At 33.7% G+C, this 15245-nt stretch carries 15 protein-coding genes; 3 read left to right on the top strand and 12 right to left on the bottom strand.

The window, feature by feature from the left end; translation table 11 throughout:
* Positions 1-31 precede the first annotated feature (31 nt).
* The 8 genes from ACH0B5_RS16395 to ACH0B5_RS16360 form a co-directional block, all read right to left on the bottom strand.
* Entirely contained in the window at positions 32-868 is an 837-nt protein-coding gene (locus ACH0B5_RS16395) for a cytochrome c oxidase assembly protein (RefSeq protein WP_406928145.1), read from the bottom strand.
* Entirely contained in the window at positions 868-1380 is a 513-nt protein-coding gene (locus tag ACH0B5_RS16390; protein ID WP_406928144.1) for a DUF2243 domain-containing protein, read from the bottom strand. Before ACH0B5_RS16390 ends, ACH0B5_RS16395 begins: the two co-directional genes overlap by 1 nt.
* An 84-nt stretch (positions 1381-1464) precedes the next feature.
* Complete coding sequence (locus ACH0B5_RS16385; RefSeq protein ID WP_122972220.1) at positions 1465-2418, bottom strand: cation diffusion facilitator family transporter; 954 nt, start codon at positions 2416-2418, stop codon at positions 1465-1467.
* 65 nt (positions 2419-2483) lie between these two features.
* The gene (locus ACH0B5_RS16380) at positions 2484-2798 is read right to left on the bottom strand and encodes an ArsR/SmtB family transcription factor (RefSeq protein WP_122972219.1); all 315 of its coding nucleotides are present in this window, start codon (positions 2796-2798) and stop codon (positions 2484-2486) included.
* 202 nt (positions 2799-3000) lie between these two features.
* Complete coding sequence (locus ACH0B5_RS16375; RefSeq protein WP_341362991.1) at positions 3001-4299, bottom strand: glycoside hydrolase family 18 protein; 1299 nt, start codon at positions 4297-4299, stop codon at positions 3001-3003.
* 127 nt (positions 4300-4426) lie between these two features.
* Complete coding sequence (locus ACH0B5_RS16370) at positions 4427-5638, bottom strand: EAL domain-containing protein (RefSeq protein WP_122972217.1); 1212 nt, start codon at positions 5636-5638, stop codon at positions 4427-4429.
* Between the two features lie 191 nt (positions 5639-5829).
* Complete coding sequence (locus ACH0B5_RS16365; protein ID WP_158599701.1) at positions 5830-7113, bottom strand: sensor domain-containing diguanylate cyclase; 1284 nt, start codon at positions 7111-7113, stop codon at positions 5830-5832.
* A 364-nt stretch (positions 7114-7477) separates the two neighbouring features.
* Positions 7478-9004: a DHA2 family efflux MFS transporter permease subunit gene (locus ACH0B5_RS16360; RefSeq protein ID WP_406928143.1), complete on the bottom strand. Its 1527-nt coding sequence runs from the start codon at positions 9002-9004 to the stop codon at positions 7478-7480.
* A gap of 168 nt (positions 9005-9172) precedes the next feature.
* On the opposite strand from ACH0B5_RS16360, the gene ACH0B5_RS16355 reads away from it, so the two are divergent.
* Positions 9173-10072, top strand: a complete 900-nt coding sequence (locus ACH0B5_RS16355; protein ID WP_406928142.1) for a TetR/AcrR family transcriptional regulator — start codon at positions 9173-9175, stop codon at positions 10070-10072.
* An 89-nt stretch (positions 10073-10161) separates the two neighbouring features.
* On the opposite strand, the gene ACH0B5_RS16350 is transcribed toward ACH0B5_RS16355, so the two are convergent.
* The 3 genes from ACH0B5_RS16350 to ACH0B5_RS16340 all read right to left on the bottom strand — a co-directional run bounded on the left by ACH0B5_RS16350 (position 10162) and on the right by ACH0B5_RS16340 (position 12322).
* Positions 10162-10917: a DUF1129 family protein gene (locus ACH0B5_RS16350; protein ID WP_341362779.1), complete on the bottom strand. Its 756-nt coding sequence runs from the start codon at positions 10915-10917 to the stop codon at positions 10162-10164.
* A 28-nt stretch (positions 10918-10945) separates the two neighbouring features.
* Entirely contained in the window at positions 10946-11251 is a 306-nt protein-coding gene (locus tag ACH0B5_RS16345) for a PadR family transcriptional regulator (protein ID WP_122972252.1), read from the bottom strand.
* A gap of 180 nt (positions 11252-11431) precedes the next feature.
* A complete protein-coding gene (locus tag ACH0B5_RS16340) occupies positions 11432-12322 on the bottom strand; it encodes a 3-hydroxyacyl-CoA dehydrogenase (RefSeq protein ID WP_122972212.1) in 891 nt (296 codons plus the stop codon).
* 123 nt (positions 12323-12445) lie between these two features.
* Here ACH0B5_RS16340 and ACH0B5_RS16335 point away from each other — a divergent pair, with 123 nt between their 5' ends.
* Together ACH0B5_RS16335 and ACH0B5_RS16330 are read left to right on the top strand one after the other, a co-directional pair.
* Positions 12446-13537, top strand: coding sequence for a LuxR C-terminal-related transcriptional regulator (locus ACH0B5_RS16335; protein ID WP_406928141.1), 1092 nt, complete (start codon positions 12446-12448; stop codon positions 13535-13537).
* 75 nt (positions 13538-13612) lie between these two features.
* Entirely contained in the window at positions 13613-14038 is a 426-nt protein-coding gene (locus ACH0B5_RS16330; protein ID WP_406928140.1) for a hypothetical protein, read from the top strand.
* A 94-nt stretch (positions 14039-14132) separates the two neighbouring features.
* Here ACH0B5_RS16330 and ACH0B5_RS16325 read toward each other — a convergent pair whose 3' ends face one another.
* Positions 14133-14591 (bottom strand): DUF2512 family protein, encoded by a 459-nt coding sequence (locus ACH0B5_RS16325; RefSeq protein ID WP_406928139.1) that lies wholly within the window; start codon positions 14589-14591, stop codon positions 14133-14135.
* Between the last annotated feature and the right edge of the window lie 654 nt (positions 14592-15245).

Below are 15245 nucleotides of genomic sequence, written 5' to 3'. Positions count from 1 at the left end.
AAGCCGGTGAAATTTTACTTATCGTAAAATTTCACCGGCTTTTCATTTCAGAGGTGGGTTTTGTCCCAGCCTCTTTTAAGTTAATGTTTGTATTTATTTCCTTCCCTATACGACCTCTAAAATATTGGGAACATAAAACAATGACAATGATTAAATCTATAGCGTCTCCTCCATAGTACATGAACATCCCGCCTACCTGTGCATCCATCGTTTCCACTCCTGTTGGCGGATGGGCATAAATCCATTTCGATAATATACTATGGGCGGCCATTGCAAGTATTAACATCGTAGAACGTAAATAAAAACTTGTACGATGGGGTGTTGGATCAATGTAAATCATTGAAACAGTAAAAACATACCCCGCTAAAAAAACATGTAGATGGACTAGCACATAAAGTAGAAATATTGAATGCATAGCTGCATATAGTCCCGTTGTATATAAAACCCAAAGTCCACCTACGTTTAAAACTGTTGCTAAAATGGGATGGGTAATCCATTGGACATATCGACTTTTTAAAAACTTCGTTATTACCCTTGCTATTTTTACTGGTGCTGTTCTTAAAACAAGTCTCATTGGTGATGCGAATACTAATAGTAGTGGACCTAACATACCGAGGAGCAAATGGGTAAACATATGGGCTTGAAAACTTGTGTGGTCTTTCTCGGCAATGGGCCCTATACACGCTAAAGCAATGCCACTTACACCCGCAATCCAACAAAGGGTACGATAGGCTGGCCACTTTCTGTATTTTTTATTGGAATAAATAACAGCAACGATATATAAAATGATAAGCAAAACAAAGGGAATGCAAAGGAATAACCAATCAAAACTAGAACCCGTTTCATGAAACGCACCATGATGATGCATTACACATCACCTATCTTCTTTAACGGAGCAGGTGTCTTTTTCTTTTTTAGTAAAATGAGTCCGACGATAATCATTAGAGCGGCTAATACATTCCATACAACATCATAGTAAAAGATTTCAACATGATATCGGATTTGATGAATTCGCATAATTTTATGTTGAATAATGCCATCGTATAGATTAAATGTACCCGCCCCTACGTATACGGAACCCATCCATCTTTTAAAATTCCATACTTTTCTTTTCCGTAAATCCGCTACCATAAAAAGGGCCACAACCGTTGCAAACCAACTAAACGCATGAAAAATCCCATCAGATATTAACCCAACACTCGTTGTAGATAAATCGTAAAAGTGATGCCAATGTAATAATTGATGGAAAACCGCTTCATCGATAAAGGCGACCATTCCTAATCCAAAGAAAATGCCTGACCAAAAATTAAAAGGTTCATCATAAAGATTTTTTCTCTTTTCCAATCCATTCACCCTTAAACTCGTATTATGTACACTCATTTTATCCATCCTTTATAAAAGCTATAAGTTTAGGATGACAGAGAAAAAGTAGGAGTCCTCTTTCTTAAGAGTTCCCCTACTTAATTAATGGTGATGATGGATTATCTCGTGTTCATTTTGACAACAAAGAATCGAATTGTCGTGGGCGTGTTTTTCATCTTCAATTTGCACAGTAATGTGGCCGATTCCTAAGTGGGCTAAATCGTGTTCAATAGTTTTTAGCAAACTTTGACTTTCTGAAAGAGTCATCGTCCCATCAACTACCGCATGACAAGATAGTGCATTTTGACCACTTGTAATACACCAGACGTGTAAATCATGGATATCTAATATACCTGGTTTACTTTTAAACACTTTAATAATCTGTTCCATTTCGATATTACTCGGCGCACCTTCCATTAAAACATGGACAGAATCCTTCGTAACTCTATAGCCGCTTATAAGGACGATTATTGCAACGATCACACTAGCAAGAGGGTCTGCCCATCCCCAATCAAATAACATAATCACTAATGCAGCAATAATAGCTCCAACAGAACCTAACATATCACCAATAACGTGTAAAAAGGCGGCACGTATATTTAAATTTTCCTTTGTATCACCACCGCGCAGTAATATCCAAGCAACAAGAATATTTACTAGCAAACCAATAATCGCAATAATGAGCATCCCTGACGATGCCACAGTTGGTGGATTAGAAAAACGTTGAATCGCTTCATAAATAATTAATAGTGAAATAAAAATTAAGGCTACACCGTTTAAAACGGCAGCTAATATTTCCATCCGTTTATACCCATATGTTTTACTGTAACTAGCCACTTTTTCGCCAAATTTAAAGGCAAGTGCTCCTATTCCTAAAGAAACAGCATCACTTAACATATGACCAGCGTCAGAAAGCAAAGCCAAACTATTTGTTACTACTCCCCCGATTACTTCTATAAGCATAAACGCTGTTATAATGACAAACCCAATTGTTAACGTTTTTTTATTTGCACCATGGGTATGATGATGGTGCGCATGATCATGTCCGTGTCCCAATGGAATGCCTCCTTTAATTTATCGAGTAAAAAAGATTTATTTGTCCTACTTACAAGAAAATCGTTCTAACTATGAATAGAATGCTCAATTGTTTGCTTTAACATATCCATTACATGCTCATCGTCATAAGAATAATATAAAGTTGTACCTTCTCTACGATATTTTACTAATCGTAAATTTTTTAAAAAACGTAATTGATGGGATACCGTTGACTGTCTTAAATTTAAAGCGTCAGCGATTTCATTAACCGAATATTCCCTTGTAAATAAAAGATTTAAAATGCGAATACGAGTAGGATCGCTTAATGCCTTAAATGTTTGTGAAACAAGAAATAATGTTTCTTCATCTAACTCTTGAGGATGATTTACTATATCTCCCATTGGATTCCCATCTCCTTATATATGATTATATATTCATATATTCATTTTATTCGAAAGGTATCTAAAATGTCCATTATTTTTCCATAAAAAAAGGAATGTCATTAAGTAATTACTTATGACAAGCCCCCAAACAAAATAATAAGCAGTCTTTTTACTTAAGACTGCTCAAAATAATCATATTTCATTTATCTATTTGAAAAATTTATTCCGTTTGTCTTTTTACAACATTGAAATTTTCTTCAATAAGTAACCAATTTTGTGGGAAAGCAAAATCTAATTTCCAGTAACTTATTCCCCTTAAGTTTAGCCGTTTCATTAAATTAAACTTCGCTTGAATCGATCTAGCATCTTCAAACCACACTTTATGGGCATTGCCTTCTTCGTCCACATAATTAAAATGGGGAGCTTGGGCTGTATAATCAAATTGAATGGTAACATTATAATCTCTCGCTAACTCCACCGCTCTTTGTGGACTAACTGCCCGTGCGTATTCCCCACCTTCTACAAACGGAAGAGTCCAGTCATATCCATATAAATTTTGACCCATCATAATTTTATTCGCTGGCATTTCTGTTAAGGCATAATTTATGACTCGTTCCACTTCATTAATAGGTGACACTGCCATAGGTGGACCGCCAGAATAACCCCATTCATAGGTCATGAGTACAACAAAATCAACAATTTCCCCATGGGCTCTATAATCATGAGCTTCATACCATTGTCCGGCCTGTTCCGCACTCGTTTTCGGTGCCAAGGCTGTCGATATTAAAAAGCCTTCCCCATGTAAATAATCTGCTGCCCTTCTTAAAAAATTGTTATACGCTTCCCTTTGATCCGCAGGTAAAAATTCGAAATCAAAATGAATATCTGTAACACGGCCAATTCTTCTTGCTTCATCGACGATGTTTTCTAATAGCACTTCTTGAACTGCAGTACTTTGTAAAATGGCCCTTCCTAACTCACCGCTAAATTGACCATTTTCTAAATTCGATACAACCATCATTAACGAAGCATTACCCGCTTCTGCAATTTCAGGAAGTCCTTCAGTAGGAATGGGATCAAGGCTACCATCTCTTCTAGCCTCAAAGCTAAAGGGAGCTAAGTATGTTAAGTATGGTACTACATTTCTTGCTTCCGTTAACAATTCCTCACTAATCGATTCACCCGTTGGTTCAATATAAATATTTACCTCTGCATCTCGCTTTTGCATTGGCGGAACATATAATCGCATGCCAACATATAAAGGTGTATTGACATTAATTCCATTGACTTGCGCCAGGGTTTCGACACTTAAACCGAACCTTTGAGAAATAGCGTACAATGTATCGCCTTGTTGCACCCAATAAAAGCTGCCATAAATCGGAATAACTAACGCTTGACCGACGACTAAACGTTCTGGGTCTTCAATTTGATTTGCTTCGATAATATTTTGCGTAGTAGAGTTATAAGCTTGTGCGATTCCCCATAACGATTGACCCGGCTGGACAACATGTATTTGAATCTTGTTTCCTCCCTTTATCGTTCATGGTAATTACACCTAATATTTTATGTTTCTATTAGTCTCATCATAACATCTCTATTAAATAAAAATTCCTATTCATATGCCGAAACATACGAATAGGAACTCGTTAATTTACAATGTTATGCTCGTAAAGATAATCATATGTCAAATCGACAAATAAATATTCGTGTTCATTTAATGCCATCGAATAAGTACGAGTAAGTTCACCCGTTGCTATATCACTATAGATGTCCGAAAGCTCACCTTTCACATCATTCCGTAGCTTAATAATATTAAATAGAAAATACGGACGCCAACTCCAGTTTTTACCGATTGCCTGTTCCTCTACGTTCCAATTGCCATTTTTGCGAACGATATTAGGGGATATTTGGAATCCCTCTTCATTGCAAATATAAAACCGGAAGGCATAGTTTTCTAATTGTTTTGCTAATTGTAAAAGTTTATCAACATCTTTACCATCTGGTTTTGTATACTCAACAATGTTCGCAATTGTTTTTTGTAACTTCTTCATTTCCTCATATTTTACTTCTAACAGTCTTTTTTCTGTAGAAATAAATTGTTTACATTCATTGCGAAATTTTTCCTTCAATGTATCCTTTGAAAGAAATTGATTAGAAGGTTGTTGTAAATAAACTCCTTTAAAATAACGTGCGCCGTTTTTCCAAGCATGATGCAATTGATAGTCCGTTTGGATATTATCAAACATAAGTGTTGCACCAATTTTAACAGCTAATGATTGAATCGTCGTAAAAACATGGTTTTGGGCACCCCATACATTGTAGTTTAATTGACTTACATTTATTTTTAATACGGCCGGCTCTAACATGAGAATTTGATCTAAATTACTGTCTGAGCCAATATTATCTAACGCCACTTTCACCCCGTAAGTTTTTATATAGCGAATCGGATGTTGTAATTGCTCAAATTCACCGTTAAATTTATGTTCCGGGATAACTAAATAAATATATGGTAATAAACTTTCATCCATCTCTTCTTTTAACAGTTGAAAATAACCATCACCAAAATCCTCCATTAGTAAATTTGGGTTGCAAGGAAGGTAGAGACTTACTTGGCTTGACATAACTTCTTCCTTTGCTATTTCCATCGCTTTTTTTATTAAATAACGCTCTACTTCATTCCGAATATCTATAGGTATTGATTCATCATATGTAAAGTCTACAATGTTAAACATTTCTTCCCCGTCGGTAAATTCCCCTATTACTTCATACGCTACGATTACATGCTCGTCAGCGCTATAGATTGGTTCAAATAAGACGCTCATTTCGTCTAATCTTTCTAGTATATCAAGAACATCCATCCGCAAAACCCCCAAAAAAAATTAATAACACACCACTTACATCCATTATACACAAAAACAGATGTTAAAAAAGCTGACATCGAGAAAAGGAAAATAAAAAAAGAACACACTTATTTTAGTGTATTCTTTAAAAGGTGATTTCAAAACACGTAGTAATAGTGAATAACAATGGGAATGTTTTCTTTATTAGATTATGAAGGAATAGTCGCTTTTGCTACACAATTTCGTTTTGATTCCTTCGCTTGATAAAGGGCAGAATCAGTTCTTTCATACCAACTTTCGAATGATTCCGAATGTTTTTTTTGAGCGACTCCTAAACTCGCTGTTAATCGGCCTGCAACTGGATAATTATATTGTTCGATTTTCTGTCGGATTCTTTCTGCAATATTATAAGCTCCATCTACCGTTGTATTAGGAAGTATAATGACAAATTCTTCCCCACCGAGACGAATAATCATATCCGAATAACGAATCAGTTGTTTTAGAAGATTACCTGTTGACTTTAGCACCTCATCACCAACCGGATGCCCGTAAGTATCATTAACCTTTTTAAAGTAATCTAAATCAACAATGACCATTGAAATCGGACGGTTTTCAATATCTGCTTGGTCCATTTTTATTTTAATTTTTTCGTTTAAGAAATGACGATTATAAACTCCCGTCAAATCATCTGTAATGGCAAGGTTTTTTAATATTTTATTTTTTTCTTTCAATTCTTCTGTTAAACGAGCTAGGTTTTTATTCTTTTCACATAATTCTCTTTCTAATTTCCGATGCTCTGTTATATCTCTAGCAGAACTATAAATATATTTCCCGTTTATTTCGGAACGCCATTCTAAATAACGGTAAGTTCCGTCTTTATGTCGGGTGCGATTTACAAAACTCGAAATAAACTTTTGATCTTTCAACTGTTCTAAAATTTGATTCGTTTTAGGAATATCTTCCTCATGAACTAACAATTTAAAACTTTTTCCTTCAATCTCTTCTGCTTTATATCCTAAAATTCTTTCATAAGCTTGATTAACTCTTATATAGTAGCCGTGTATATCCATAACAGAAAGTAGATCAATATTCACCTTTAAAAAACCTTCAATCTCATTATCTTGTAAATACTCTTTAGTAACATCAAAATAAATACAACCGTACAAATCATTATTTAGTGGGAAGGAGATGATTCGAACCCATTTCGGGACATTTGCTCTCCTAATATCTATTTGGGAAGGTTTTTGATTGCGAATGGTATCATCGAGAAACCTTTCCCATTTCTCATTATCTTCCCAACTATTAGGAAAAACTTCGTAAAACCGCTTATGTAATATATTTTCGCCCTTTATATCCATTAGCTCTTCATAAGCTTTGTTAATGGCTATAAATTCAAAATCAAAAGGGATTCCGTTTCCATCAAATAAAATTTTATGACAGGAATAGGGTGTCGATGAATTGATAAAAAACTGTTCATAAACTTCTGCTTGCAAACTAAACACCTCCCAAATAGGTTTTAGTATCTCAAAATATTTTTCACTTAAGGAAACTATCAATAATATTATCATTTCATTCATAATTTTTTAATTAGTCTATCCATCCTATAAAAGCTGATTTATGAGTACAAATTTAACACCAGCCCTATTTTTATACAAGTTATAAGATTTATTTATCAAAATGTTACTCACGATTAACCACCGTAATCGCTGAAAGAATAGTATTTAATTTGTACCATAATGTTTTAAAACTATTTTTAAACATTAAAACATAGAATTATAAACCAAAAGGATGTAAAGAAAAAGTCGCCTCACGAAGAGACGACTTTTATTTATAGATATTAGTATAACTTATTTATTTTTACACATTTGCTTTTGATACATTCGCATCTTTAAGTGCTTTATCATTCGCAGCGACCGCTTCAGGGCTTTTAGCACGTCTTAAGAAGAATGATAACACTAGGGCAACAACTGTAATAATTGCTGCGATTACAAATGAATACTGAATTCCATCTAATAATGCTTGTTGTGTAATTTGTGCTTGTAATGTTGCCATTTGCTCTTCTGACATCGGACCAGTAGCATTTGCCTGTGCTTGTGCTGCTAAATCTTCGCCAGTAGCTGTTGTTCTCGCATTCATAATTGCGACTAAAACGGCTGTTCCAATAGAACCAGCAACTTGTTGAATCGTATTGTTTGCTGCTGTACCATGTGGATTTAAGCGCAATGGTAATGAGTTTAAACCATTTGTCATAATTGGCATCATTACTAATGAAATACCGACCATACGAATTGTATAAACAAAAATAATATAGAAGTATGTTGAATCCACTTGTAATTCAGATAAATAGTATGTTGAAATTGCTGTAATCGTCAGACCAATCATCGCTAAAATTCTTGGTCCAAATTTGTCAAATAAACGACCAGTAATTGGTGACATAATGGCCATAACAATCGCACCAGGTAACATCATTAAGCCGGATTCGAATGGTTCGATACCACGAATATTTTGAACATAAGCCGGTGTTAAAATCATACCACCCATCATCGCCATTGCTAATACTGCACTAATAATCGCAGACAATGCGAATAACGGTGATTTAAAGATTTCCATACTTAATACTGGTTTTTCAATTTTCAATTGACGAACGACGAATAAAATAACACCAATAACACCAACGACAATTGTTGTAATAACAATTGGATCTGTCCAACCATGGCTTCCCGCTGTACTAAATCCGTATAAAATACCACCAAAACCGATTGTTGAAAGTACAATTGATAAGTAGTCTAATGTTACTTTTTTGTTAGGTAAGACATTTTCTAATTTCCAAATACTTAGTAATAAACTAATGATGGCGATTGGTAAAATCATTTCAAATAGTACGCGCCAATCATAATGTTCTACAATCCAACCAGATAATGTTGGACCGATTGCTGGTGCAGCAACCATAACTAAACCGAAAACACCCATTGCAGACCCACGTTTTTCAACTGGGAAACTAATTAACATAACGTTCATTAATATCGGTGCCATAACAGAAGATCCAACCGCTTGAATCATTCTTCCCGCTAGTAATACACCAAAATTAGGAGCGATTGCAGCTAATAGTGTACCGATAGCAAAAACACTCATTGCAAAAATAAACAATGGTCTCGTTTTAAAACGAGTGATTAAAAAAGCTGACGCAGGTATTAAAACCCCACTCACCAGCATATAACCAGTGGCTAACCACTGTACCGTAGTATATTCGACTTTTAAATCTACCATAATGGTAGGAAGTGCTACGTTTAATAAAGTATTATTTAGAAAAGCAACAAAAGCACCTACAAAAAGAATACCAATCATTAGATAAGGTGGCTTTTTCAATATTTGCTCATTACCCATAATCTATTTTTCATCTCTCTCTCATTATTCATTTCAATCCCCGAAATACATTTTATACCCATAGTCCATTTTTTTCAACATAAAAATATTTGTTCACTGAAACGTTGAAATGAAAGTGTTTTCAATTTATACTTGAAGTATAAAAATCGACAAGAACTAGGTGAAAATATGAATAAAAGAAAACGGCAGATCATTCATGCTGCACGTCAACTTTTTATTGAAAAAGGTTTTAATGATACTTCTATTATTGACATAATCTCTACTGCAAATGTATCGAAGGGAACTTTTTATAATCATTTTGGCTCTAAAAATGAATGTTTGATTGCTATATTAGAGGAAACAAGAGAAGAAACAGTAAGCTCACGGTATGAAATGGCCTTAAATCAAGATCCATCGGATAAAGAAATATTAATTAAACAAATTGCCATTCTTACGCACGTGAATCGTAAACGAAATTTAGTACAAATCTTCGAATCATTAGTTGGGAATACGGATGTCGAATTAAAAAAAGCACTTGAAAAACATATGATAGCAGAATTAAACTGGCTTGCTAGTCGTTTGATCGACGTTTATGGTGAAGGCGTTCGGGAGATTTCTTATGAATGCGCAGTCCAGGCACTAGGAATGATCCAACAATCATTAAGAGTATTGACGATGGCAAGAAAAAAACAATCAGCTACACCAGAAGAAGTTGTACAAGTAGTCATGAATCATGTCGATGCGATAATCGAACGTCAACTAAAATCACAGCATATTTTAATTACATCTGAAGTAATTCAAGCATTACAACTAAAAATAAAACAAAAAGTCATCCAAAAAGAGGCACTGCTTGAGCAACTTCAAGGCTTTTTAGATAGATTGACACCTGAGGACCCAGAAAGCGGAATGGAATATACGAAATATTTATTGAAGGAACTTGATAAAGAGAATGAACATATTCACATAATGCAAGCCATTCTCTCAGCATTTAACAAATCCTTCCGTGGTACATCCCATGAAGCGGAAGCCCATGAAATCTCTATTACGATTTGGCGTTATTTGCATATGAAAAGAGAGACAAAGAAATAATCCTTCTATAAAAAGCTGTACAAAAAATTCGAACTGTCTTGTTAATGTTAGACAGTTCTTTTTTGCACAGTTTTTATTTATCCTATTTATTATTTCATTTGACTTCGTGCATAAAAAAATAAATAAATGGCAATACCACCAAATGGAATGATTGAAGTTAATAAAAATTGTATATTTGTATGAATTTCGATAAATTTAAAAAGAAAATCTGGTATTACTAGAAGAGCTAACACAATAACTAATAGCCACGTTTTAGACCATAGGGAAAATCCAATTAAAAAGAGTAACGTTATAATGACTGTAATGACTGTACCCATTTCACCAAAATGTAGTATAGGTGTATTCATTAAGTCATTAAAATAAATGAGTGCTACAAAAAGAGCAACCGATAACCAGCTCATGAAGTAATAAAGTCCAAATTCCTTCATTTTTGATACATTATTAGCAGCAATATACTTCAAGACAACGCTAATGGCAAGAACCATTATAAGACTAATTAAAATTACTCCTATTAATTCAAATAATGAGTATGATATAGGACCTTGAATGGCATCTATTAGCACCGTATAAGAAAGCACACCCAATATGATCATAAATAAATATTTATAGATAGTTTTAAAATCTGTCGTCATTTCCTGCGATAACGATTTCATATAAACTTTTGGTGATTGTCCGACAATATGATCGACGGTTTTCCCTTTAGCCTCTGCCTCCATTAAATGATCTTCTAATTCATCCACAATCGAATTAATTTGCCCTTCATCTTTACCACTAGAAAATAAATAAACATTTAAGTTTTCTAAAAATAATTGACTTTTCTTTGATAACTTCTGTTCCCTATCCATTTATTTTCATTCCTCTCGATTAAATATGCTATTCTTCACGCAACACTGCATTTACACTAAATTGTAGCTTTTCCCATCTCGTAATAAAGTGTCGTAGCTCCTCCTTACCCTTTTCAGTTAACGAATAATATTTTCTTTTTGGACCTGCAGTTGAATTTTTTAATGTCGACGTTACTAGTTCTTCTTTTTGCATGCGTAATAACAGTGGATAAATCGTCCCTTCACTAAAGGATTCGAATCCAAATTCCTCTAGTTTTTCTGCAAGTTCATAGCCATATACTTCTTTTTTATGGATGATAGCTAATATACAGCCATCTATAATGCCTTTTAACATTTGAGTTGAAGACAAATAATTCACCTCTTCAAATTAACTTGTATTGCAAGGTATTGAATTTATCATACCAAACAATATCTTGTATTACAAGATATTGAATACATTTCTTACAACTTCTCAAAAAAAGCCAGCTACTGTATAAATACAGATAGCTGGCCAATCAACGTTATCTTCTTAATTTTATTTTAAAAAGTCTGGATCAGCATAAGCTGGGTTTGGATATTTATAGAATCCTTCTCCACTACTTACACCCATTTTCCCTTGGTCGATATATTCTGTTTTTAATTTTTCTGCAATTGCTTTTGCATATGGAGCACCTTTTTCAGCTTTTGCTAAATTAAGGTTATAAGGAGTTGTCATTCCAACTACATCTAAAATCGCAAATGGACCTGTAGGAGCTCCAGTAGAAATCATCCAGTTTTTATCGATTGTATGAGGATCTGCCACATCTTTCACCCATAAATCCATTGCTGCATCTAAAAATGGTACTAACAATGAGTTTAAAATATAGCCTGGTTGTTCTTTATGCAAACGGAATGGAATCATACCAATTGTACGGGCAAATTCCTCAACGATATCAGCATATTTTGCATCTGTACCTGGGTGCCCCATCACTTCAGCTGTATTGTTTTTCCAAATTTCATTAGCAAAGTGAAGATTTAAAAACTTCTCTGGACGTCCTGTAAACTCTGCAAATTGGCTTGGTAACATTGTAGAAGAGTTTGATGCGAAAATTGTTTTTTCTGGTGCAACTTCGCCTAAATTTTTATAGAAATTTGTTTTAATTTCAGTTACTTCTGGAACAGCTTCAATTACTAAATCAGCGTCTTTTACTGCTTCCGCTAAATCTGTGCTATAAACTAATCGGTTTAGAGCAGCTTCTGCTTTTTCCATGTCGTTAAAGTATTCACCGTATACACCTTTTAATTTCGTAAAACGTTCTTTCGCGTTATTAATTGCTTCGTCATTAATATCATAAACTGTTACGGCATATCCAAAAAATGCACTTTGGAATGCAATTTGACTACCCAATACGCCACTTCCAGCAACGGTTACATTTTGAAGATTCATTATCATTTCTCCTCATATATTAGATTTAATAATTTTATTTTAAACCTTTCACCACATACAGATAACCCTTAAAATGAGGTATTATAGTAGAAAATATACCTACATTTATAGGGGGCTTAAAAGTTGATTAAGGCCATTCAATATGTATTGTTTTGTAAAATTAACCGGACACATATTATTCAAAATGCACGTTCCTATATTCAACAAACAGAAGAGCTATCTGCTAAAGAGAAGGAAAATCTCTCCTTATTTATAGAGGACTTTCTATCATTTATCTCAAAACAGATTGACGTCAAAAATACGAATGACTTATCCAATCAATTACATTTATTTATTCAAGTTTATATGTATGAAATTACAGGAACGTTTTTAAGCTATTTCCGTTCCGTTTTTGAACAAGCCATCATTCGTTTACTTTTTAACCAACGTCATCCAGAAACAGAACAAATTTTTATTTTCCAATCTAAATTAATTACGAATTTAACAAATCAGTACTTTGCCTCTATTGATGAGACAAACAGCTTGCCTAATCAAAATTCCATCTATCTTGAGAAATTAGATAAACTTAGTGAAATACTCATTTCCTCTTCTGGATCTGAGGAGATTCCTATTATTATGAATGAAATGAAGGAAATTTTTGAGTTTAAACGTTGTAGCTTCTATGCCTATAATGCATGGTCCAATGAATTTTACGGAATTTATGGTGATGATTTGGAACTAGTACAAAGAATTAAAGGAAAATTAACAGCAGAACATCCCGTCTTCAACTTAAAAATGCCTTTATATGTAAAAGACCCTTCTCCCTATGTCATTGATGTAGTGATCAAATTTTTTAATTTATCTTCCACGATATTTATTCCGGTTATTTACCGCGAACAATTATATGGATGGCTTACTTTCGATCAAAAGGGTGAACCTTTTGATTACTCGAAACCATTGCTTGATACGTTAGAAATAGCTGGAATACGGTTAGGCATGTTTTTAGCAAGAAAACCTTCCAGCCATCGGATTGACAATGAAGAGACGCTGACCGAAAAGGAAAAAAGTATTTTATATTTAATCTCTGAAGGATACAGCAATAAAGAAATTGCTTCCCTTCTATTTTTAAGCGAATATACAATCCGAGACTATGTCCAAAATTTATTATCGAAACTAAACGCCCGTAATCGCACCCAAATGGTAGCAAACGCCTTTAAGATGGGATATATATCATAAAAAACAGCTTGGCTTTAGGTACAAGCTGTTATCTTAGTTCGTTCATTATACTTTTTAAGGAATGAGGTGTAAGTAATGAGAGAAGTCCCCATTTATAAGAGGGAAGATTTTCTTAATATTCTAGCTCTATTAAAAAATAAAACAAAATGTATCGAGTTAGTAATCCCATATGGAGATAATGAAAAGGATGATTTAGTTCAATTTTTAGAACCTTATTTAATAACGAAAAAGAAAGTGAAATCATGGACGGGAACGACTACAAAGGGGAAATCCTCCACCATGTATAAATACGAGTATACTGAACAGGATGAGAAGAAAATTCTTAAATTTTTACATAACTATAGTAGCTTCTTCTTTCATATTCAAGACTCTAATGGTTATTATAATGAAGTGAAACTGACAGAGTTTGAAGATAAAGATATCGCCTTCTTTGATCAAAAGGGGAACTGTTTATTTTATACAATCACCCACGAAGGACTTGCTTATACAAGCTTAGAATAATAAGGCAAAGCTAATACGAACACTTAAAATAATCATAAAAAAGAGGTCTCTCAAGAATCTAATGAGAAACCTCTGGTAAAACTTTTATATCCATTTATATTTGATCATTGTTATGTCTTTCTGAATTGACACCTTTATCGAAGTCATCAGAAAACTCAGTTTGAGTAATTAAATTCTTTTTACGGTCAATTACTTGACGTTCCGTTTCATTTTCAAATAAATGATCGATTAAATATTTATGGTAATAAAACTCACCACCAGCAATAAATAAAGAAGCTAATAATGCTGCTGAAAATGCTGAAATATCTGGGTCGAATAAAAATGAACCTAATGCCCAAATAACTAAAAAGGCGAGTACTAAATCTGCACCAGTCGCCGAAACTCCACCAATTCGCGGTAAAATAAACAAATCCCCTATAAAAGCTACAATTGTTAAAATAAGACCGATGATCAGAATATCTGCAAAAGAAACGCCAAAGAATAAACTTAATACGATGAACAAAACCCCAATGGTCATAACAAGTTTAATAAAAAAGGCTTTTGTATGCTTCAAAAAAATCCTCCTTTCTACATCTTTAGGCATTAGGTTTTCCTGATTTGTTTCAATCATACGTTTTCTGTTATGAAGGCTTCATACTCCACATTTAGCTTTAACAGCAAAGATTATTTCGTAAAATAAAATGAGGTCTCTCAAAAATTCTGGGAATTAATGAGAAACCTCGATATTTTTACTTAGGCACCAGTTGAGCACTTTATTATTACAACATAACCACTGATATATAAGGATTTAAGGGCTGAACTTAAATCATTCCGTCTTAATTTTTGGTGAGATTCCTCTCTAAAAGGAGGAAATTTCTTCAGTTGATTCCTGTGGTTTAGCTTTTTTAATTCTTTATGCAATTAATTATATTTATATCAGTTAAATGCTTAAGTTAATGTTTAAAGTTCTATTAATTCAACTGTATCAAAACATCAACTTTGTTTGGCTCAATCGTTGAATAGGAAAGTCTTTCTTTCTCAATTGATGCACTCCATATCATTAAGCTATGACTTTATCAAAATGAATTCTTTTGTACGAATATATTGCATTTTTACTTATTACTTTTATCTGGCCTAGTATCATAAAGATATGAATCGGTTACACTAAGTTGGACAGATACTATAAGGGCTAGTAGACTTAACATACTAACCTAAAGGGAGCCTGCTA

This window comes from Ureibacillus sp. 179-F W5.1 NHS, from assembly GCF_045369345.1.
GTDB lineage: Bacteria > Bacillota > Bacilli > Bacillales_A > Planococcaceae > Ureibacillus > Ureibacillus halotolerans.
The sequence above is the reverse complement of the archived record's forward strand: the minus strand, read 5'-3'. Positions and strand labels throughout refer to the sequence as shown.

Bases quoted from the DNA above. Each gene is read 5' to 3' on its own strand.
- ACH0B5_RS16395 (WP_406928145.1), bottom strand. From the start codon at position 868: ATGCATCATCATGGTGCGTTTCATGAAACGGGTTCTAGTTTTGATTGG.
- ACH0B5_RS16390 (WP_406928144.1), bottom strand. From the start codon at position 1,380: ATGAGTGTACATAATACGAGTTTAAGGGTGAATGGATTGGAAAAGAGA.
- ACH0B5_RS16380 (WP_122972219.1), bottom strand. From the start codon at position 2,798: ATGGGAGATATAGTAAATCATCCTCAAGAGTTAGATGAAGAAACATTA.
- ACH0B5_RS16370 (WP_122972217.1), bottom strand. From the start codon at position 5,638: ATGGATGTTCTTGATATACTAGAAAGATTAGACGAAATGAGCGTCTTA.
- ACH0B5_RS16360 (WP_406928143.1), bottom strand. From the start codon at position 9,004: ATGGGTAATGAGCAAATATTGAAAAAGCCACCTTATCTAATGATTGGT.
- ACH0B5_RS16355 (WP_406928142.1), top strand. From the start codon at position 9,173: ATGAATAAAAGAAAACGGCAGATCATTCATGCTGCACGTCAACTTTTT.
- ACH0B5_RS16350 (WP_341362779.1), bottom strand. From the start codon at position 10,917: ATGGATAGGGAACAGAAGTTATCAAAGAAAAGTCAATTATTTTTAGAA.
- ACH0B5_RS16345 (WP_122972252.1), bottom strand. From the start codon at position 11,251: ATGTTAAAAGGCATTATAGATGGCTGTATATTAGCTATCATCCATAAA.
- ACH0B5_RS16340 (WP_122972212.1), bottom strand. From the start codon at position 12,322: ATGAATCTTCAAAATGTAACCGTTGCTGGAAGTGGCGTATTGGGTAGT.
- ACH0B5_RS16330 (WP_406928140.1), top strand. From the start codon at position 13,613: ATGAGAGAAGTCCCCATTTATAAGAGGGAAGATTTTCTTAATATTCTA.